Below are 20,535 nucleotides of genomic sequence, written 5' to 3'. Positions count from 1 at the left end.
TTCAAACATAGTTCCCCCGCGTGTCACGAATGTGCAATCTGCACTGCACAAAAAACGGCCCGCCCGGGCGCGGGAACGCGCCGCAACGAAAGGATGGGAAGGCGGGCCGGTACGCGCACGGCGCAACCGGCCCTAGGGGGAAGTACCGTCTGCGGCCGCGCCGGCAGTTCGACGCGATGAACTGTCCGGTTAGCCGGGTCCGGCACCTCAACGCTATGCAGCCGTAATCCCGCCGACAACGCCCATGCATATTTCGACTGACACCCATCGAAAAAAAACATCGGGTCGCCGCACGCGAGGCGCGGTACGCTAGAACGTTCGTGCAGCGAAGCGGCGCCGCCCTTCAGGCGCCCGACTATAAAAAGCGAAGATCGAAATGGAAGCAAAGTGGCTGGAAGATTTCCTGAGCCTTGCGGATACCAAGAGCTTTTCCCGGGCCGCGCGTAATCGGCACCTCACGCAATCGGCATTCAGCAGACGAATTGCCGCACTCGAAACCTGGATGGACGCGAAGCTGGTCGACCGGAGCATCAACCCGATCACGCTGACGCCGGCCGGCCAGATGTTCCGCGGGCTCGCCGCGGACATCCTGCGCAGCATGTATGCGGCGCGCAATCTCGTGAACGGCTACGACCAGTTCGCGGCCAGCGATCAGGTCGTGCGTTTCGCGGTCGCTCATACGCTCGTCTTCACGCTGTTTCCGGAATGGCTCAAGCAGCTCAACGGCGAGGTCGGCCACGTGACCGCGCGCGTCAACGCGGTGAACGTGCCGGAAGGCGTGCAGCAACTCGTCGAAGGTGAATGCGACCTGCTGCTCGGCTATCACCATCCGCAGTTGCCGATCGTGCTCGACCCGAACCACTTCCCGTTCGTCAGCCTCGGCGTTGAACGGATCCTGCCCGTGTCGACGCCCGACGCGCGCGGCAAACCCGTGTTCCAGTTGCCGGGCACCGCCGATGCACCGCTGCCGCTGCTCGCGTATTCGTCGGGCGCGTTTCTCGGCAACATCGTCGAGATGCTGCTGCTGAATGCGACCGAGCCGTACGTGCTGCACCGATGCTTCGAGACGCACATGTCCGAGGCGTTGAAGGGCATGGTCGTGGCCGGGCACGGGATCGGCTGGCTGCCGGAAAGCTGCGTCGCGAAGGAGCTCGCGGAAGGCACGCTCGTGTGCGCGGGGGCCGGCGACTGGATCACCGAGCTCGAAATCCGCCTGTACCGGTCGGCGCGCAAGCGCGGGCTCGCGGCCGAGCAACTGTGGACCTACATCATGAACCGGCCGCGCACGGCGGTCGAAGGTGCGGTCGGCGCGACCGAATCAGCGGCCGCGCCGGCGATGCGCATCGCGCGGCGCAGCGCGGGCGGCAGCCGCTGATCTTCGCGTTCGCGTCGCGCCCGTCGGCGACGCGAATGCGGGTACGATTTGCAGTGATCCGACATGCGCATGCATCGACGTCGCGTCGTCTCTCAGCGAATGCGCCCCGCTCTCCGGTAGCAAACCGCGATCCCGCTATCGCCTGAAAAATTACCGCGCCAGACCCGAAGTCGTTATCAGACGAATCGCAAACGTTTGCACTACCGAGATGAATTCTTTACGCCCGCGACAGTGTCCCTGCATTTTCCGCCTGATTATCAGGACGGAAATACCCTGTTACAGAACAAATTAAAAGTTTCGATTTACCTGTAACAATCTAAAATACCAAAAACACCGCTCCCTCATTTCACATCGCGTGACCTGTATCCGGGACGATATCAATTCGCCTGAAACACAGCCGCAAAAATTCCTTTTTTCAGTCGTTATTTTTCGGCATGAATGTCGATACCTCCGACATGATTCAATACGTGCTGGATCATCGCTACCGAATAGCAATATTCATATTCGGCAATAACGACTTTCTTCTGCGTTAAGAGAGTCATACGAATCCGTCGTTATCCTATTTAAATAGGATATTTCACCGACGTGCCATTCCGGCCACACGCGGTTGTTGGTTCAAAAACCATCGTGTATCAATAGCGTGTCTCAAAAAGAACGCTGGCAAATCTGACTCGGAATAAATGCTCGCCATTGATTCCGGACGGGAGGTTGCAATGTCTTCCTCGTTTCGACAGCATGCTCGCCCTTACCTGAGCGTCTTCATCTCCGCGCTCTGCATGAATGCGATGGCCCAGACGCTCGCGTCCCAGCCACCTGCCCCCGCCCCTGCCCCGGCATCCGACCCGGGTGCGGGCCGCTACGTCATTTCGTATATCTGCGGCGACGCACGGATCGACGGTACGGCACCGCTGCCCCCCGACGGCCGGCCGTACAACCTGGGCGTGTCGTTTGCTTCCGCCAAGACGGGGCAGCCGCTCGCCAACGTCCAGGTGCGCCTGCGACGACATGGTCGCGTACTCGTCGAATTCAATGCATCGGGGTCGCGCTGCCTGTTCAGCGTGCCCGATGCGAGCTACCGGGTCGAAGGCACCTATCAGGGCGCGACCCAGTTCGCGATCGTCGAAACGGGTGCGCTGACCACGCAGTTGCGATGGTGAACGCCACCTGACCCCGCCCGAATCGCGACTTTCACCGCAACGTATCGAATCGAGGAGCTTTGCATGACTCGTGGAGAACGACCGGACGGTTCGCCCGCCCACCCGCCGAAACCCTCCTGGGGGCCTGGAAAAAACGCGGCGCTCAGCTTCGTCGCATTCGCCGCGATCTTCGGCATCTTCGCCTATGTCGAACGGGACACGACGGTCAGCCATGCAAGCGTGACGCACGACATCTCCGGTGTGATCAGAACCGCCGTCGGGAAAACCCGCAACGCAATCGTAGCCGTCACGGCGCGCGCGACCAGCGCGTCAGGCGCGCCCGGAACGTCGACCGCCTCCGACCCCGCCCCCATGCCGACGCCGGCGCTCGCACCGGCCACGCCCCCCGTCACACCGCAGCCGTCCGCGCCGGAAGCGCTCGCGGTATCGACGGTGCGCCCCGTCACGCTCGCGGTCGAGCCGGAGGTGGCACCACGGGCACGGACCCACGTCGTCGCGAAACACCGGCAATCGTCGCATGCGCCGCCCGTGACGCTGGCGGCCAACACGCATGCCGCGCCGGCCCACAGCCGCGCCGCCATACGGCCCGGCGCCGCGCATCGCGCACCGCGAACCGAAACGCTGGCCGGCACGAGAAAGCGCATGGACCTCGCGCCGAAACCGCAGTCGTACGGACCCGATTCGGCCCGCATGCAGACGGCAAGCGTCACGCGCTCGGATCTGGAAAGTGCACGTGCGCTGGCGAAGGCGCGCTCGTGCGCGGTGATCGACGAATGGAACTGTGTGGAACAAAACGCGAGCCGGGTGCTCGCGATCGACCCGAAGAACAGCGAATCGCGCGCGTTGCTTGGGCAAGCGATCCGCAACCGGCTGTAAGCCGGACCCGCATCGCCGGGCACTCGCAGCCCGGCCACGCGACGCGCGTCGTCAGGCGTGCACCGATGTGATCGTTTCGAAAGGAGGACACCTCGTGGACAACAATCGTAAACAACAATGCACCACCGACGCTCCGTCCAACCGGCGGATCCTCCTGCATGCGCCGCTGGTGTTGCTGCTCGTCGCGTCCGGCCCCTGCTTCTCCGCCGACGGCGATACGGAAGCGGGCGGCGTCAACGCAATCGCCGGGACCCACGGCGCGCCGGATGCGTCACCGCGCGCCATGCAGCCCACGGTCGTGTCGATCCAGATTGCCGACGCGGGGGGCGCCCCGCCCCCTCATGCGCCGACGCCGATCGCGCAGGCTTCCGATGCGTCGATGCAGATCGCGCAGGCGTCGAACCCGCAGCAGCCGACCACGGTCGTGGTCGAACCGGAGGCACCGAAATCGAGCGACCCGGTGCCGGTCGCGCGATCGCCGGATACGCCGACGACGCCGAATACGCCGGCACCGGTCGCGCAGACACCGGGCACGCCGATGCTGCTTGCGCAGGCCACGACCGCCCGACCGCCCGATGCGCCGACGCTTCCTGCCGCGACGACGTCCGACACGCCGGCATCCCCTTCGCCAGCACCGATCGCGCCCACGCCGGACGCCCCGCCGACAGTCGCACAACCTGCGCCCGCCGTACCGTCGAATACGCCGACGCAAACCGCGCAGGCCTCCGGCACCCCGATGCCGAACTCGCCTGCCCCCGTTCCCCAGATGCCGGGTGCGCCACCGCCGTCGTCCCCGGCGCCGAACTCGCAGACGCCCGGCGCGCAGCTACCCGGCGAAGGGACACAACGATCGCAAGGGCCCGACGTCGAGACCCCGAATGCCCAGGCACCTAATCTGAGCACCGCCGACGTCGCGACCGTACGCAACGACGTGTTCGGCCTCGCGGCGAGCGGCGGCGCGATCAAGGCACTCGACGAAGCGAAGGCACGGCCCGATGCGTTCTCCGCCGTCGACATCGCGCAACTCGAAGAACTGGCGATTCGCCAGCAGGTGCGCGGCGGACGCGACAAGTCGCGCTCGATGACGAGTTCCGACCGCTTCGACGGGATCGACAACGCGCTGCGCGCGGCCGACGACCTCGACAAGCGGATGCCGGCCACGCCGGAGTACACGCCGGTCAGGACGGCGCTCGCGGGCGACCGCACGGTCGCCTACGCTGCGCGCGGCGACATGAAGCAGGCCGTCTCGACGTTCGAAACCATTCCGTCCAACGCGGAGATTTCGATCGATGCGCTGTCGGCCGTCGGCGATGCCTACCTGTACCTGAGCGAGCCGGGCAAGGCCAACGTCGTGTACCAGCGCGCGCTGAAGCAGGCAACCGCATCGCCGACGGATCGCGCGACCCGCGGCTTCCAGTACGGTGCACGCACGCGCCCGATCGAACTGCGCGAAGGGCTGTTCTGGTCGTACGTCGACCAGGGCCGCGCGGCGGACGCGAAACAGGCGCTCGATGACATGGGCGCATCGCTGCCGCCGGCCAAGGAGGTTCAAACCGTCGGCCCAGGGGAAAGCGACTATCTGCGCTACTACCGGCTGCGCGCGCAATACCTGATTTTCACGGGCCAAGTCGATCAAGGGATCGCCGCGCTCGAGGCGCTCGAGAAGCAGGTGCCGTTCAACGCAGAGATCCGTGCCGCGCACGCCGACGCGGTGTCCGGCCAGTCGCATCCCCGCCAGGCGATCGCGATGTATCACGCGTCGCTGACCGACCACCCGGACAGCGTCGAAATGCTCGCGGGCCTCGGCCGCGCATCGCTCGCGGCGGACGACTACGCGACCGCGAAGAACGTCGACCAGACCCTGGACAACACGTTCCCGGACAGCGGTGCCGTGCGCAGCTTCAAGCGCGACTACAACGCATACCGCAGCCCCGTGTTCACGACCGACCTGAGCTACGAGCACGGCAACAGCGCACTGGCCGACAACAGCTTCACGTCGGACAGCTATGTGTATTCGCAACCGTTCGGCGACAACTGGCGCGTCTTCTCGCACACGTTCTTCGGCTATGCGCAGACCGACGCCGGCAACCTCAGCCGCACGCGTACGGGCATCGGCGGCGACTACCGTCACGGGCCGCTCACGGTCCAGGGCGAAGTCACGCGTTCGCTCGGCTCGGACGGCCGAACCGGTGGCCGCGGGTCGATCGCGTACGCGCTGAACGACTACTGGACCGTCAGCGGCTCGCTCGACACCAACGACAACTCGCTGCCGTGGAAAGCGTATGCCGCGCACATCTGGGGCCGCTCGGCGAACGTCTCGGTGGTGTATCGCCAGAACGACCGGCGCGAGGTCAAGCTGAGCTACGGCGTGAGCCGCTACAGCGACACGAACCTGCACCAGGAAATTTCGGCGACCGCCACGCAGCGCGTGTACACGACCGCCAACCAGCAGGTCAACGTCTCGCTGGATCTCGGCACCGACAGCAACACGCGCCAGAACGCGCCCTACTTCAACCCGGGCCGCGACTATGCGGCCGCGGCGACCGTCATGCACCAGCTGACCCTGTGGAAGAAGGGCGACATGGGGCTGCAGCAGCGTGTCTCGGTGTCCGGCGGCGTGTACAACGAGCGCGGCTTCGGCACCAGCCCTCTGTGGAGCGCGCGCCTCGAGCACGCGTGGACGTTCAAGCACGACATCACGCTGAGCTATGGCGTCGAGGTCAGCAGCCACGCGTACGACGGCGAGCGCGAACGCTCCGAGACCGGCTTCATGTCGGTCAACCTGCCGTTCTAGCAAGGAGATCGGGTAATGCAATCCAGACGGACCTTCATGTGCGGATGCCTCGGCACGTTTGCCGCCTGCTCGCTGTTTCCTGGCGTGACCCATGCCAAGATGATCGACCTGCTGCCGCCTTCCGACCCGGCCGACGGCAAGACGTTTCGCGTGATCTGCATGCATGACGTGCGCGACAACCTGATGGCGTCGTTTTCGTCGCCGTCGACGTCGGCGTTGATCGATCCGTTCGCGGTCGATACCGGCACGCTGACCGCGATCTTCTCGTGGCTGCAGACCAACAACTACCACACCATCACGGTCAAGCAGATCGAGGAGTCGCGGCACGGCGGCAAGCCGCTGCCGCCGCGCGCGGTGCTCATCACGTTCGACGACGGCTTTCGCAGCCACTACACGAAGGTGCTGCCGCTGCTCGAGCGATTCAAGTATCCGGCCGTGATGGGCATCGTCACCGCGTGGATCGATACCCCGCCGGATACGCCGATCCGCCTCAGCGACAAGGTCCAGGTGCCGCGCGACTACTTCATGTCGTGGGACGAGGTGAAGCGTCTCGGCCAGTCGCAGTTCGTCGAACTCGGCTGCCACACGCACAACCTCCATCACGGCGCGATCGCGAATCCGCAAGGCAACGAATTGCCGGCGACCACGTCGCACCTCTACCTGCAAGACGAGAAGCGCTATGAAACCGACGCCGAATTCGAAGCGCGCGTGCACAACGACCTGCAGACATGCGTGCGACAGATCCACGAACATACCGGCATCGTCGCACGCTCGATGGTGTGGCCATACGGCGCGGAAAACCAGCCGGTGCGCCAGATATCGACGTCGCTCGGCATGGACATCCAGTTCAGCCTCGATTCCGGCCCGAATACGCCGGACGTGCCGCTGGACCGGCTGCGGCGGATCCTGATGATGTACGACGTCGACATCGGCGGGTTCGAGCGCTCGATGCGCGAGCCGGCGTCGAACCGCGGCGACGTCGACGTGCCCGAGCGCACCGTGCAGGTCGACCTGGACCAGGTCTACGATCCGGATCCCGCGCGGCAGGAAGCGAATCTCGGCAAACTGATCGAACGTATCTACCGGATGCAGCCGAAATCGGTGTACCTGCAGGCGTTTGCAGACCCGAAAGGCACGGGCGTGGCCGAATCCGTGTATTTCCCTAACCGGCACCTGCCGATGCGCGCCGACCTGTTCTCGCGCGCCGCGTGGCAGCTCAACACGCGCTCCAACGTGCAGGTGTACGCCTGGATGCCGGTGCTCGCGTTCCGGCCACCGGCCGACAAGCTGCGCGGGCTCGAGGCCGTGAGTGCCTACGGCGGCGCACCGGCCCGCGAGAACGGCACGCGCACGTTCCGGCTGAGCCCGTTCGATCCGGATGCGCGGCTGATGATCCAGCAGATCTACGAGGATCTCAGCAAGCACGCATCGTTCAGCGGCATCCTGTTCAGCGACGACGCCGTGCTCGACGACTACGAGGATGCGGGCCGGCACGCGCTGCGCACCTATTCGCAGTGGGGGCTGCCGGCCGACGTCGGCAAGATCCGCGAGAACCCCGACCTGCTGAAACGCTGGACCCGGCAGAAGTCGCGCTACCTGATCGACCTGACCCGCCAGCTCGAACAGGTCGTGCTGGCCCACCAGAACGTAGGCGACGTGCTGACCGCGCGCAACATCTTCGCGCTGCCGGTACTCAAGCCCGAATCGGAGGCGTGGTACGCGCAGAACTACGACGATTTTCTCGCCACTTACGACTACGTCGCGCTGATGGCGATGCCGTACATGGAGCAGGCGAAGGATCCCGACGGCTGGCTGGACCAGCTCGTGAAGGCCGTCCGTGCGAAGAAGCTCGGGCTGCGGCGCACCGTGTTCGAACTGCAGTCGTACGACTGGCACGCGCGCAAGGAGGTCCCCGCCAGCACGCTGCTCACGCAGATGCGGCGGCTGCGCAGCGAGGGCGCGGTGAATTTCGGCTACTACCCGGACAACTTCCTGAACGGCCTGCCGGAACTCGATGCGATGCGCGACGTGATGTCGCTGAAGTCGCGCCTCGACCCGACGTCGATCAACGCACTGATGCAGATGCAGAAACCGCAGGGGACGAAGACGCCATGACAACTCACAGCATCATCCAGCGCCTGCAGGATTTCGTCTTCTACTACCCGTTCTTCATGTCATACCTGTGGATGATCGGCGGCGTCGTGCACTACTTCCTGCTCGAGGAAGGCCGCGAGCTGTCCACGCGGACGATCGCGTCGAGCGGGGTCCCGAAGATCTCGATCGTCGTGCCCTGCTTCAACGAAGCCGCGAACGCGCGCAGCGTGATCGGCCACCTGAACGGGATGCAGTATCCGAACTACGACATCATCGCGGTCAACGACGGCAGCCAGGATCGCACCGGCGAGATCCTCAACGAGCTGGCCGTCGAGATCCCGCGGCTGCTCGTGATCCATCACGCGCGCAACGAAGGCAAGGCGGTCGGGCTCACGACCGCGGCAGCCGTGTCGAACGCGGAATACCTGCTGTGCATCGACGGCGACGCGCTGCTCGCGCACGATGCGATCGGCTGGATGCTCGAGCATTTCCTGACCGATCCGGGCGTCGGTGCCGTGACCGGCAATCCGCGCATCCGCACGCGCACGTCGTTGCTCGGCCGCATGCAGGTCGGCGAATTCTCGTCGATCGTCGGGCTGATCAAGCGCACGCAGCAGGTGTACGGCCGCATCTTCACGGTATCCGGCGTGATCACGATGTTCCGCAAGACCGCGCTCGCCGACGTCGGCTACTGGAGCTCGGACATGCTGACCGAGGACATCGACATCAGCTGGAAGCTGCAGTGCCGCGACTGGCGTGTCGTGTACGAGCCGCACGCGCTGAGCTGGATCCTGATGCCCGAAACGCTGAAGGGCCTGTACCGGCAGCGGCTGCGCTGGTCGAAGGGCGGCATCCAGGTGCTGATGAAGTACGCGGGCACGCTCGCGCGGCCGACGCAGATGATGATGTGGCCGCTGTTCGCCGAGTACCTGATCGGCATCGCGTGGGCGTACTCGATGTCGTTCATCCTGCTGCTCGCGCTGATCGATGTCGTGTACCAGCTGCCGCAGAGCTGGCATGTATCGGTCGTGCCGCACTGGCACGGGATGCTGCTGGTCGCCACCTGCATCCTGCAACTGATCATCGGCAGCATGATCGATCGTCGTTACGACGAAAAACTCCTGATGTATTTCCTGGACACCGTCTGGTATCCCGTCGCCTTCTGGTTGATCAGCATGATCACCACCGTCGTCGCCCTGCCTGCCATCGTGCTGCGGGGCCGCGGCAAGCGGGCCGTATGGGTCAGCCCCGACCGAGGCATTCAACATGAAGAACGCGCCGATTATTGACCTCTCCCTGCGCGCACCGCGCGAAATGATCGCCGAGCGCGGCCGCATCGTCGGCTCCGTGCTGGTCGTCTGGTTCCGGCTCTTGCGGCCGGCGCTGGTGGGTGCCGTCTGGGCATCGATCTGCATCTACACGTACCGCTACCTGCTGCCGTTCAACCCGGCCGAGATGCCGATCGAACAGATGGTGTTCTACGCGACCAGCATCGCGCTCATCGCGGGCACCATCGTCATGTGGCTGATCGCCGGACGCGTCGTGCATCCGCTGGCCTACCGGCTGCGCGTGTCGAAGATGCTGCGGCGCTCGGCCAGCGCGAAGGTGCGCTCGGTGCCGCCGACCGTGCTGGCCAGCGCCCGCCGGCGCGGCACGCGGCGCACGACGCGCATTCTCGTCGCGTCGCACGACGCGAACGGCTCGATCTCGGGCATCGAATGGGTCGCCCACGCAGGGCCGCCGCCCCGCGAGTAGATCAGCGGCGCCGCGCCGCCACACACGGCACCCACCCGGTGCCGTGCGGCGCCGTTCCTGACACCGTGCTGCCGCCCATTGCCGGCAGGCCGGCAACCTTTTGTGGATGAGGTGAATCATGTGCGGAATCGTCGAAGCAAGCGGCCTGAACAATCAGGTGCCGCAACTGGTCAATGCGCTGAGCCGGCTCGAGTATCGCGGCTACGACTCGTGCGGCATCGCCGTGCAGGACGACGGCCGCCTGCACAGCGAACGCACGTTGCGGCGCGTGACCGACCTGCAAGCCCGCGTGCTGACGCTGGGCCTCGAAGCGCAGACCTGCATCGCGCATACGCGCTGGGCGACGCACGGCGCGCCGTCGGAAATGAACGCGCATCCGATCATGTCCGGCGACACGATCGCGGTCGTACATAACGGCATCATCGAGAACCACGACGCGCTGCGCGTGGAGTTGCGAGAGCGCGGCTACACGTTTCGCGGCCAGACCGACACCGAGGTGATCGCGCACCTGATCCACAGCCTCTACCGCGACGACCTGTTCGACGCGGTCGTGCGCGCGGTCAAGCGGCTCCACGGCGCATACGCGATCGCGGTGCTGAGCGCGCGCGAGCCGCAGCGTCTCGTCGCCGCGCGCGCCGGTTCGCCGCTCGTGATCGGCATCGGCGCCGAACAGAACTACCTCGCGTCCGACTGCGCGGCGCTCGGCGACCTGACCGACCGCTTCGTCTATCTGGAAGACGGCGACGTCGCGCTGATCACGCCGGACCGCATCGCCGTGGTCGACTCGGGCGGGCACGAGGCCCAGCGCCCGCTGTGCCAGGTGAAGGCGCGCGACGGCGATGCCGCGCTCGGCCCGTACCAGCACTTCATGCAGAAGGAGATCTTCGAGCAGCCGAAAGCGATCGACAGCACGCTCGACGGCATCGACACGATCTCGCCGGCGCTGTTCGACGCGACCGACGGCACGCTCGCGCTGCTGTCGCGCGTCAGGAGCGTGCTGCTGCTCGGCTGCGGCACCAGCTACTACGCGGGCCTGACCGCGAAATACTGGCTGGAGGCCATCGCGGGCGTGCCCGCGCAGGTCGAGATCGCCAGCGAATTCCGCTACCGCGATACGGTGGCCGATCCGCGCACGCTGGTGGTCGGCATTTCGCAATCGGGCGAGACAGCCGACACGATCGGGGCGATCGAGCGGGCGCGCGACATGGGCCAGCAACTGTCGATGGCGATCTGCAACGTGGCGACCAGCACGATTGCACGCAACGCGCCGCTGCGGTTCCTGACGCGGGCCGGCATCGAGCTCGGCGTCGCGTCGACCAAGGCGTTCACGACGCAGCTCGTCGCGCTGTTCGTGCTGACGCTGACGCTCGCGCAGCTGCGCGGCCGGCTCGACGCGGCGCAGGTCGCGCTGCACCTGAAGCAGTTGCGTGCGCTGCCCGAGCGCATCGGCCATGCACTCGCGCTCGAAACGCAGATCATGGGCTGGGCCGCGAAGTTCGCCGGCACCGAGAATGCGCTGTTCCTCGGGCGCGGGATTCATTTCCCGATCGCGATGGAAGGCGCGTTGAAGCTCAAGGAGGTGTCCTACATCCACGCGGAAGGCTATGCGGCCGGCGAACTGAAGCACGGCCCGCTCGCGCTCGTCACGAGCGCGATGCCGGTCGTCACGATCGCGCCGGACGATCGCCTGTTCCAGAAGCTGAAATCCAACATGGCCGAAGTGCGCGCGCGCGGCGGGCGGCTCTACGTGCTGGCCGGCGATCAGCTCGGGATCGACGCCGATCGCGACACGCACCTGATCCGCGTGCGCGAATCGGGCGACCTGCTGTCGCCGATCGTCAACGTGATCCCGCTGCAGCTGCTCGCGTATCACGTCGGCTGCGCGCGCGGCGCCGACGTCGACAAGCCACGCAACCTCGCGAAATCGGTGACCGTCGAATGAAGCGGCGAGCGCGCCCGGCACAGGCGGTCGCGCAGTGCGTCGCGGCCGCGCTGTGCGGCGCATGCTGCATCGTCACGGTGCCGCCGCCGGCTTTCGCCGCCACGCCGGCCGTGCATACGGTCACCGTGCCGGACGCCCCGTCATCCCGCCCGGCCGTCGATCCGCGCAGCTTCATGCACGGCATCGGCGTGGCCGACGCCGGCAACGGCAAGCGCTGGGTGTTCTTCAGCAGCTCGGGCATCGTGCCGCGCGGCGCGCTGCGCAACGGCAACTGGCCGCACGACGTGTACGTCGGCGAATGGCTGCCCGGCAAGCCGCACCTGCTGCACGTCCATACGTTCATCAGCCGCCCCGAGGCGCAGGAGCCCGTGTCGATCGCGCAGAACGCGCGCGGCGACATCTTCGTCACGTTCGAGGACGGCTGGAACGCACCGCAAGAGGTCAGCCAGCGCTACGGCGTGTACCGCCGCGACCTGAAGCCGATCAAGCCCTACCCGAATGACGTCGAATCGGGCGGCCACTCGGGGCATGTCGCGACGGCAGCCGACCGCTTCGTCGTGTTCTATTCGGCCGACTGGATCGACGGCGGCGGCGTCGACAATCTCGGCACCGGCAACGGCGTCTACGTGAAAACCTACGACGCCGCCGGGCGCGTGCTGAATCATGTCGAGGTCGCGCCGCACCGCCGCGAATGGTGGCCCGTGATCGCCGGTTCGCCGCACAAGGCGCTGCTGGTCTGGCAGAAGTTCATCGACGACAGTACCGATGCGAAGCTCGAGTACGCGATGTTCGACCCGGTGACCGCGAAGCTGGAGATGCTGGGCGAACTGAACGACGCCATCCAGTATTACGTCTATTCCGCGGCCTACGTGCCGGCGATCGACCGCTTCATCGTCACCACGACGACCGCGAACGGTCGCGGCGTCGCGATGCTGATCGATCCGGACGGCCAGCGTACCGCGACGCTCGGCTGCCTGCCGGCGACGGTGCGCGAATCCAGTATCGGTGTCGCCGGGGCGCGTGCGTACGTGCCGATCCGCGACGGGCGGCTCCTGACGCTCGCACTGTCGCCGGCCGGCATCGCCGCGAGCGGCGCGCAGCCTTCGCCGATTCCGTGGGGCACGACCGGTATCGCCGGTTTCCCGGCGCGCGGCGACGCGATGCATTTCGTGTCGCTGACGCCCTCCGGCGCGCGCGAAGCCGATTTCGAACCGGCCCGGGACAAGCCGCTCCCCGAGGCAGCGTTGCGCTGTTCGGGTCAGTGAGGACGGTGCGGCCCGCCGGTCGGTCGCTTCCCTCGACCGACTCGATCGCGGTGAACGCTAACGCCCGGCCGTTTCGCTGCCAGGCTCGTCCTGTCCGAAACGCGCCACGCAGTGCCACACCCATTTGGCGGTCTGGTAGTCGAGCAGCCCGTCGCGGGCACGGTCGAGCGTGGCGGGCGTCACGACGCGATCGACGCCGATGCGTGCGATCGCGTCGGCTGCCGCGTCGCCGCGAAACTGCCGGCACGCCTCCAGCCGTGCCAGCGACAGCCGAAAGCCGTCGTGCCACTCGACCCGGCAGCCCGAGCGGCGAGCGATGGCCTCGACCGGCGTATCGCGATAGCTGGGATCGAGCACGATCGCCTCGACGTCGTCGGCCAGACTGACCACGCCGTGCACGTGCGCTTCGATGTAGTTGTCGAGCTGCGGATCGAAACCGTCGCGATTCTCGGTCGCCAGCGCGACCAGCGGCGTGCCGTCGTGGATCGCGAAATGCCGCGGCTCGTAGTAGCTGTCGGGATAGCAGAACGTCGTCCGTTCGAGCACATGGCTGCGCAGGCGCAAGTGACACGAACCGAAACGGCGCGATCCGCCGGCAGGATCGCGGCAATGATTCAGCGCGCCGTATTTCGGCCGCCAGACGGGATCGGCGGCATCGTAGGCCTGCCCGAACATCCGGCTTTCCCACAACCAGCGCGCGCCGCCGGGATGCGCAGTCAGGCCGCCGTTGCTCGTCGCCGTTTCGAACTGGGATCGGTAGAGGCCGTCGCGGACGATCCGCTCGAGGGTGCCGACGCCGTCGACCTGCGTGTCCGGATGGAAGTTGAGCGTCACCGGCCAAGCGCCGGACGGACGGCCGTGCGGCCAGGCCTGCCGGATATGCGCGAGCGCGCGGGCGACGGAAGGGTCCATGTCGTGTTGTCCGGCCGCACCACGCGGCACATCGGAGCACGATACACCATCGCCTGACGTCCGTTTCCCGTGCCGGCCGCGCCCGTACCGGATAGACTGTCGCCCGACTCATGCCATCGGCACGGCGCGCGGTATCCTCCCGCCGTTGCCGAACCTGCCCTCCCTGGAGAACGAATGCTGAAGCGCCGGTTGTTTCCGCTGTTGCTGCTGACGGTTTGCCTGCTCGGGCAGCGCGCATTCGCCGAGTCCGCGCTCGAGCTCGCGACCGGCGACACGCCCCGCTCCTTCACGCCGCAGGCGCTGCTCGCGCGCCCCGACGCCGCGACGATCCGCGTGCCGCGCGACATCGCGTACGGCAAACCGATGACCTTCCGCGCGGTGCCGTTCGCCGACCTGCTCGGCGACACGCTGCCGGCCGACGGCGTGCTCGAAACCCGCGCGGCCGACGGTTTCGCCGCACAACTGCCGCTGGAGCTCGTGCGCCACCGCGCGCCGGCCGGCGCCGTTGCATGGCTCGCGATCGAGGATCCCGCGCACCCATGGCCGACACTGCCGGGCAAGGCGGTCAGCGCGGGGCCGTTCTATCTCGTCTGGCTCGGGCCGAAAGCGTCGTCGGTGCGCGGCGAGCAATGGCCGTATCAGATCGTGCGCGTCACGATCGAATCGTCGCCGCTCGCGCGCTGGCCGTCGCTTGCCGTCGATGCCGCGCTGCCCGCGAACGACCCGGCGCGCGCCGGCCAGCACCTGTTCGTCACGCAATGCCTCGCGTGCCACCGCATCGACGGCGCGGGCAGCAGCCACGCCGGCCCCGACCTGAACACGCCGATGAATCCGGTCGACTACTTCCAGCCCGCCGCGCTGCGCCGCTACATCCGCAACCCGGCGTCGGTGCGCGACTGGCCGGGCCGCAGCATGCCGGCGTTTCCGCCCGATCAGCTGAGCGACCGCGAACTCGACCAGATCGTCGCGTATCTCGCGTATATGGCGCGGCGCAAGGCCGCTCAGTAACGCGCGGCCGGACTACACAAGGAACGTTGATGACGTCACACGACACGCTGTTCACCATCGCATCGATCGAGGCCGCGCAGACACACCCGCTCCGGGCGACGATCCTGCTGAACGGCGATCTGAACGCGTGCGAACTGGCTGGCGACCATGCGCCGACGACCCTGCACGTCGGCGTACGCGACGCATCGGGCATCGTCGCCGTTGCGTCGCTCTGCGAGGCGTGGCGCGACGACGATCGCGCGCGGCCGGCGTGGCGGCTGCGCGGGATGGCCGTCCACCCTGCGGTTCGCGGCCTGGGCTTCGGGCGCGTGCTGGTGCAGGTCTGCGTGCGGCATGCGGAAGCACATGGGGCCGCGCTCGTGTGGTGCACGGCACGCGAAGCCGCGTACCGGTTCTACGAAAAGCTCGGCTTCGCGGCCGATGGCGCGATGGTGACGATGCCGGGGCGCACCGATACGGCGTTCCATGTGATGCGGCGATATATCGATCGACATTCGCCAACGGCCTGACGCGAACCGCGCGTTCGCGTCGTCAGGCGCGAAACGGCGCGGCGCGGCCCGGAGCACACGCTCTCGCCAGACCGCCGCCATCACGCTCAGGCTCAGACTCAGGCTTCCTGCGCGCTCTGCAGCACCGCACGCAACAGCACGTCGGCGCCCGCCGCCGCCCACTCGGGCGTAATCGCTTCGGCCTCGTTGTGGCTCAGCCCGTCGACGCACGGCACGAAGATCATCCCCGTCGGCGCGACGCGCGCGACATAGCAGGCGTCATGACCCGCGCCGGACACGATATCCATGTGCGACAACCCGAGCGCCTGTGCCGCATCGCGCACCGTGTCGATGCAGCGCGACGCGAACGGGATCGGCGCATACGTGAAGATCTGCTCGATCTGCGCGCCGAGGCCCGTTTCGTCGGCCACGCGCGCCAGCTCCGCACGCAGCGCCGCATCCAGCTCGTCGAGCACCGCGTCGTCGGGATGACGGAATTCGACCGTGAAGAAGCAGCCGCCCGGCACCGTGTTGCGCGAGTTCGGCCGCGCCTCGATCATCCCGACCGTCGCGCGCGCGTACGGCGCGTAACGGCGGCCGAGCACTTCGACGAACGAGATCATCCGCGCGGCGCCGACCAGCGCATCGCGGCGGAATTCCATCGGCGTCGTGCCCGCGTGCGCGTCGACACCCGTGAACGTCACCTCGTACCAGCGCTGCCCCTGCCCGGCCGTCACGACGCCGATCGTCTTGCCGGCCCGTTCGAGGATCGCGCCCTGTTCGATATGCAGCTCATACGCCGCATGCACCGGATAGCCGCCGACGGGCTCGGCGCCCGCATAGCCGATCCGCGCCAGTTCCTCGCCGATCGTCCTGCCCGCACTGTCAGTGCGCGACAGCCCGTATTCGAGCGTATAGACGCCCGAGAACACGCCGGCCGACACCATCGCCGGCGCGAAGCGCGAGCCTTCCTCGTTGGTCCAGATCACGACGTCGATCGGGCGCTCGGTCTCGATGCCCGCGTCGTTCAGCGCGCGCACGACCTCGAGTCCGCCAAGCACGCCGTAGATACCGTCGTAGCGACCGCCCGTCGGCTGCGAGTCCGCGTGCGAGCCCGTCATGACCGGCGCGGCGTCGGGGTTGCGACCCGCGCGGCGCGCGAACACGTTGCCCATCTGGTCCACGCGCACCGTGCAGCCGGCGTCTTGCGCCCATTGCACGAACAGGTCGCGCGACTCGCGATCGAGATCGGTCAGCGCGAGGCGGCAGACGCCGCCCTTCGGCGTCGCGCCGATCTGCGCCATCCGGTCGAGCGACGCCCACAGGCGATGGCCGTCGACGCGCGGCGCACTCGCGCTTGCCGCATGGGTATGGGCGGTGTCGTTACGCATCGCCGTTCTCCGGCGCGGCTTGCAGCGCGTAGCGGAAATCGCAGCGCTTGCCGCCCTGCATGATCGTGCTCGTGCGCGTGAGCGCAACGTCCGGCGCATAGCCCTGGATGAAATAGCTGTCGCGCGCGCAGCTCAGCAGGTGGCCGATCTCGCCGAGCCCCATCGCGTGATACATCTCCGCGTAGCTGCAGCGATGCACGTCATAGTCGTAGTGCGCATCGTCCGCGCGCCGCACCTCGACGTCGAGCGCATCGTCCTTCTCCCACAGCACCTGCAGCGCGATGAACGACTTCACGCTCGCGCCGTCCGGCTCCTGCGCGGCGAAGGTGCGGCCGGCGTCGACGGCCGCGCCGCGCACGGCTTCCGCGATCACGGCCTGCGCACGCTCGGCGCCGAACTCACGCTTCATGATCTCGTAGATCGGCTTGATGATTTCCGCTTCGATGCGGCGCCGCGCGAGGATGCCGAGGCGCGTGTCCTCGGGTGCGGCGGCGGGTGTCTGGGTCGCTTCGGTCATGGGGGTCGTCTTGGTTTTTTTACGCTGTTTCGCTTACTTGGTCGCGGTGCGCGAGCCGCCGAGCACGTCGACGACGGTCCACTTGCCGCCGCGCACCTGATAGATCGTGAAGGCCGGGTCCTTCAGGTTGCCTTCATTGTCGAACGCGATCCGCCCCGTCACGCCGGGCCGGTCGATCGCACGCACCGCCGCGACCAGCTTCGCCGGCTGCGTCGTGCCGGCCTTCTGCGCGGCCGCGATCAGCGTGGCGGCCGCGTCGTACGCGAACGGCGCATGCAGTTCGATCGGGGCGTGGAAGCGCGCCTGGTATTGCGTGTCGAACGCCTTGCCGCCCGGCATCCGGTCGAGCGGCAGGCCCGGTTCGAGCGCCGTCACGCCGTCGCCGTCCTTGCCCGCGAGCGACAGGAAGGTCTGGCTCACGAAGCCGCCTGCGCCGAGCAGCGGCGCGTTCACGCCGAGCTGGCGCATCCGGCGCGAGATCGGCGCAGCCTGCGCATCGAGGCCGCCGAAGAACACGAGATCCGCGCGCTTGCCCTTGATCGCGGTCAGCACGCCGCTGAAGTCGGTCGTCTTGTCGTTCACGTACTGGCGATCGACGATCGCGCCGCCGTTCGCCTGCACGCCCTTGATGAACTGGTCGGCGAGCCCCGCGCCGAACGACGTGCGATCGTCGATCACCGCGATCCGCTTCGCCTTCAGCGTCTTCACCGCGTACGCGCCGGTGAAATTGCCGCCCGCATCGTCGTGACCCATGATGCGGAAGGCCGTCGCGTAGCCCTGCTGCGTGTACTGATGGCCGGTGGACGCCGGCGCGATCTGCGGGATGCCCGCATCGCGATAGACGCGCGACGCCGGCACGCTGCAGCCCGTGTTCCAGTGGCCGACGACGCCGATCACGTGCTTGTCGACAAGTTGCTGCGCCACCGCGACGGCCGTGCGCGGGTCGGACTGGTCGTCGGCCGCGACGAGCTTGTAGACGACCGGCTTGCCGCCGATGGTCGGATGCTTCGCGTTCGCGTCGTCGATCGCGAGTTGCGCGCCGTTCTGCAGATCCTTGCCGATCCGCGCGGACGGGCCGGTGAGCGGCGCGGCGAGACCGATCAGGATCGTCTGCGGAGCGGATTGCGCGAACGCGGGAACGGAGGCGACCAGGGCGGCCGCCGAGAAGGCGAGGCTGGCGGGGAGAAAAGCGATTTTCATGTGCGGGGATCGGTGAATCGGATCAAAACATGAAAAATATTAAATATTCAGCACCCAAACCCCAAATACCCAATTGTTGGATGCTTATGCCGTTCTCGGCACATTAACTTAAATAGTTGTAATTACAGGATATTTTCATGTTGGCACTCACCCTGACTTTTCGATAAAATTCGACACATGAAAAATATCGAACAATTGCCGCACGATCCGCCGCTGCGCGCGGTGCGTGCGTTCGAAGCGTTCGCGCGTCTCGGGTCGGTCACCGCGGCGGCGGGCGAGCTCGACATCACGCCGTCGGCTGTGAGCCATCAGCTGCAGCTGCTCGAAGCGTTCATCCAGACGCCGCTGACGGTGCGCGAGGGCCGGCTGCTCGCGCTCACCGACGAAGGTCGCGACTACTACCGCTCGATCAGCGCCGCGTTCTCGGTGCTGCGCAGCGCGACGCGCTTTGTGCGCGACCGGTCGTCGCTGCGGCAGATCACCGTCAGCCTGATTCCGCTGCTCGGCATCGGCTGGTTCATTCCGCGGCTGCACGCGTTCCTGGCGGACAACACCGACGTCGACGTGACGGTGCTGTACGCGCATCACCGCAACTACCGCAGCGATGCGTCGGACCTGTCGATCCGCTTCGGCACCGGCGACTGGCCCGGCTACCGCTGCGAGCGGCTGCTGCCAGGCGCGATGGTGCCGATGTGCAGTCCGGCGTTCCTGAAGCGTCACGGGCCGTTCCGCACGCCGGCCGATCTCGCGCGCGCCCCGCTCGTGCATGACGAGGATCGCAGCACGTGGGTCAACTGGCTGCAGGGCGCGGGCGTGAAGCACGTGTCGCATGCGGTGGGGCCGATGTTCGAGGACGGCCAGTTGACGTTGAGCGCCGCACTCGCGGATCTCGGCGCGGCGTTGCTGCGCGCGCCGCTGGTCGAGCGCGAGCTGGCGAATGGCGAGCTCGTGAAGCTGTTCGATCACGCGCTCGACGACGGGCGCGATTACTACCTGTGCACGCGCGCGGACGCGGACATGCCGGACGGGGCCAGGCGGCTGGCTGAGTGGCTGAGGAAGATGGCGGGGATTTGAGGGGGATGCGTCAGGCCTCACCCTGCCTCAACGCTTGCATACCTGCAATCGCATATATATGATATGCATATCATATATCGGAGGCTATCATGAGCCGGATTCTGGTCGATCTGTCGGACGGCCAACTCGACGAACTGGCCGCCATCGTCGAGACTGAACATCGTCCCCGCGCCGCAATCATCCGCGACGCGATCGATGCCTACATCGCCTTGCACAAGCAACGCCCGCTCGCCGACGACGTCTTCGGCCTCTGGAAAGATCACACGATCGACGGGCTCGCGTACCAGGAGAAATTGCGCTCGGAATGGTAAAAGCTCTTTTCGACACCAACATCCTGATCGATTATCTGGGCGGCGTGGAAGCTGCCCGCGTAGAACTCGGCCGCTACAGCTATCGTGCGATCAGCACGATCTCGTGGATGGAAGTCCTCGTCGGTGCATCGGCCGATAACGAAGCGGCGATCCGCGCATGGCTCTCGTCATTCGACCTCATCGCACTCGACAGTACGATTGCCAATCGTGCTATGACAATTCGCAAAGAACGGCGCGTGCGCCTGCCCGACGCGATCGTCTGGGCATCGGCGCAAGTCAACGGGCTGCTGCTCGTGTCGCGCAACACGAAAGACTTTCCCGCCAGCGAGCCCGGCGTGCGCGTGCCCTATCAGATCTGATCCGATGCCCGCAGCAA

At 66.8% G+C, this 20,535-nt stretch carries 18 protein-coding genes; 14 read left to right on the top strand and 4 right to left on the bottom strand.

Going from position 1 to position 20,535, the window contains the following annotated elements:
- Nucleotides 1–376: 376 nt before the first annotated feature.
- The 9 genes from QZM67_RS00275 (at nucleotide 377) to QZM67_RS00235 (ending at nucleotide 13,258) form a co-directional block, all read left to right on the top strand.
- Entirely contained in the window at nucleotides 377–1,375 is a 999-nt protein-coding gene (locus tag QZM67_RS00275) for a LysR substrate-binding domain-containing protein (protein ID WP_301800176.1), read from the top strand.
- Nucleotides 1,376–2,088: 713 nt separating this feature from the next.
- Nucleotides 2,089–2,532: a hypothetical protein gene (locus tag QZM67_RS00270; RefSeq protein ID WP_301800175.1), complete on the top strand. Its 444-nt coding sequence runs from the start codon at nucleotides 2,089–2,091 to the stop codon at nucleotides 2,530–2,532.
- A gap of 63 nt (nucleotides 2,533–2,595) precedes the next feature.
- Nucleotides 2,596–3,408, top strand: coding sequence for a hypothetical protein (locus QZM67_RS00265; RefSeq protein ID WP_301800174.1), 813 nt, complete (start codon nucleotides 2,596–2,598; stop codon nucleotides 3,406–3,408).
- Nucleotides 3,409–3,502: 94 nt separating this feature from the next.
- On the top strand, nucleotides 3,503–6,202 hold the full coding sequence (gene pgaA / locus QZM67_RS00260) for a poly-beta-1,6 N-acetyl-D-glucosamine export porin PgaA (RefSeq protein WP_301800173.1): 2,700 nt from the start codon (nucleotides 3,503–3,505) through the stop codon (nucleotides 6,200–6,202).
- Nucleotides 6,203–6,217: 15 nt separating this feature from the next.
- Nucleotides 6,218–8,317: a poly-beta-1,6-N-acetyl-D-glucosamine N-deacetylase PgaB gene (gene pgaB, locus QZM67_RS00255; RefSeq protein ID WP_301800171.1), complete on the top strand. Its 2,100-nt coding sequence runs from the start codon at nucleotides 6,218–6,220 to the stop codon at nucleotides 8,315–8,317.
- The gene (pgaC, locus tag QZM67_RS00250; protein ID WP_301800170.1) at nucleotides 8,314–9,585 is read left to right on the top strand and encodes a poly-beta-1,6-N-acetyl-D-glucosamine synthase; all 1,272 of its coding nucleotides are present in this window, start codon (nucleotides 8,314–8,316) and stop codon (nucleotides 9,583–9,585) included. Before pgaB ends, pgaC begins: the two co-directional genes overlap by 4 nt.
- Entirely contained in the window at nucleotides 9,563–10,051 is a 489-nt protein-coding gene (locus tag QZM67_RS00245) for a Biofilm PGA synthesis auxiliary protein PgaD (RefSeq protein WP_301800169.1), read from the top strand. Before pgaC ends, QZM67_RS00245 begins: the two co-directional genes overlap by 23 nt.
- 118 nt (nucleotides 10,052–10,169) lie before the next feature.
- On the top strand, nucleotides 10,170–11,993 hold the full coding sequence (glmS, locus tag QZM67_RS00240; protein WP_301800167.1) for a glutamine--fructose-6-phosphate transaminase (isomerizing): 1,824 nt from the start codon (nucleotides 10,170–10,172) through the stop codon (nucleotides 11,991–11,993).
- Nucleotides 11,990–13,258: a hypothetical protein gene (locus tag QZM67_RS00235; protein ID WP_301800166.1), complete on the top strand. Its 1,269-nt coding sequence runs from the start codon at nucleotides 11,990–11,992 to the stop codon at nucleotides 13,256–13,258. The genes glmS and QZM67_RS00235 overlap by 4 nt, the downstream gene beginning before the upstream one ends.
- Before the next feature lie 57 nt (nucleotides 13,259–13,315).
- Here QZM67_RS00235 and QZM67_RS00230 read toward each other — a convergent pair whose 3' ends face one another.
- Nucleotides 13,316–14,170: a DUF3626 domain-containing protein gene (locus QZM67_RS00230; RefSeq protein WP_301800165.1), complete on the bottom strand. Its 855-nt coding sequence runs from the start codon at nucleotides 14,168–14,170 to the stop codon at nucleotides 13,316–13,318.
- Nucleotides 14,171–14,344: 174 nt separating this feature from the next.
- Between QZM67_RS00230 and QZM67_RS00225 the strand changes: the two genes are divergently transcribed.
- A complete protein-coding gene (locus QZM67_RS00225; protein WP_301800164.1) occupies nucleotides 14,345–15,178 on the top strand; it encodes a cytochrome c in 834 nt (277 codons plus the stop codon).
- A 29-nt stretch (nucleotides 15,179–15,207) separates the two neighbouring features.
- A complete protein-coding gene (locus tag QZM67_RS00220) occupies nucleotides 15,208–15,687 on the top strand; it encodes a GNAT family N-acetyltransferase (protein WP_175023902.1) in 480 nt (159 codons plus the stop codon).
- A gap of 98 nt (nucleotides 15,688–15,785) precedes the next feature.
- Here the strand turns inward: QZM67_RS00220 and QZM67_RS00215 are convergent, their stop codons facing one another.
- The 3 genes from QZM67_RS00215 to QZM67_RS00205 are packed head-to-tail and all read right to left on the bottom strand — an operon-like array spanning nucleotide 15,786 to nucleotide 18,774.
- Complete coding sequence (locus QZM67_RS00215) at nucleotides 15,786–17,057, bottom strand: Zn-dependent hydrolase (protein WP_301800163.1); 1,272 nt, start codon at nucleotides 17,055–17,057, stop codon at nucleotides 15,786–15,788.
- On the bottom strand, nucleotides 17,050–17,574 hold the full coding sequence (locus QZM67_RS00210; protein ID WP_043183259.1) for an L-2-amino-thiazoline-4-carboxylic acid hydrolase: 525 nt from the start codon (nucleotides 17,572–17,574) through the stop codon (nucleotides 17,050–17,052). The genes QZM67_RS00215 and QZM67_RS00210 overlap by 8 nt, the downstream gene beginning before the upstream one ends.
- A gap of 33 nt (nucleotides 17,575–17,607) precedes the next feature.
- Complete coding sequence (locus QZM67_RS00205; RefSeq protein ID WP_301800162.1) at nucleotides 17,608–18,774, bottom strand: branched-chain amino acid ABC transporter substrate-binding protein; 1,167 nt, start codon at nucleotides 18,772–18,774, stop codon at nucleotides 17,608–17,610.
- A 177-nt stretch (nucleotides 18,775–18,951) separates the two neighbouring features.
- Here QZM67_RS00205 and QZM67_RS00200 point away from each other — a divergent pair, with 177 nt between their 5' ends.
- From QZM67_RS00200 to QZM67_RS00190, 3 genes are all read left to right on the top strand, one after another.
- Nucleotides 18,952–19,848, top strand: coding sequence for a LysR substrate-binding domain-containing protein (locus QZM67_RS00200; RefSeq protein WP_301800161.1), 897 nt, complete (start codon nucleotides 18,952–18,954; stop codon nucleotides 19,846–19,848).
- An 89-nt stretch (nucleotides 19,849–19,937) separates the two neighbouring features.
- On the top strand, nucleotides 19,938–20,159 hold the full coding sequence (locus QZM67_RS00195; RefSeq protein ID WP_301800159.1) for a ribbon-helix-helix protein, CopG family: 222 nt from the start codon (nucleotides 19,938–19,940) through the stop codon (nucleotides 20,157–20,159).
- Nucleotides 20,153–20,518: a type II toxin-antitoxin system VapC family toxin gene (locus QZM67_RS00190; RefSeq protein ID WP_301800157.1), complete on the top strand. Its 366-nt coding sequence runs from the start codon at nucleotides 20,153–20,155 to the stop codon at nucleotides 20,516–20,518. Before QZM67_RS00195 ends, QZM67_RS00190 begins: the two co-directional genes overlap by 7 nt.
- Nucleotides 20,519–20,535: the final 17 nt, after the last annotated feature.

The organism is Burkholderia sp. AU45251, from assembly GCF_030482905.1.
GTDB lineage: Bacteria > Pseudomonadota > Gammaproteobacteria > Burkholderiales > Burkholderiaceae > Burkholderia > Burkholderia aenigmatica.
This window is presented reverse-complemented; position numbering and strand designations above follow the sequence as displayed.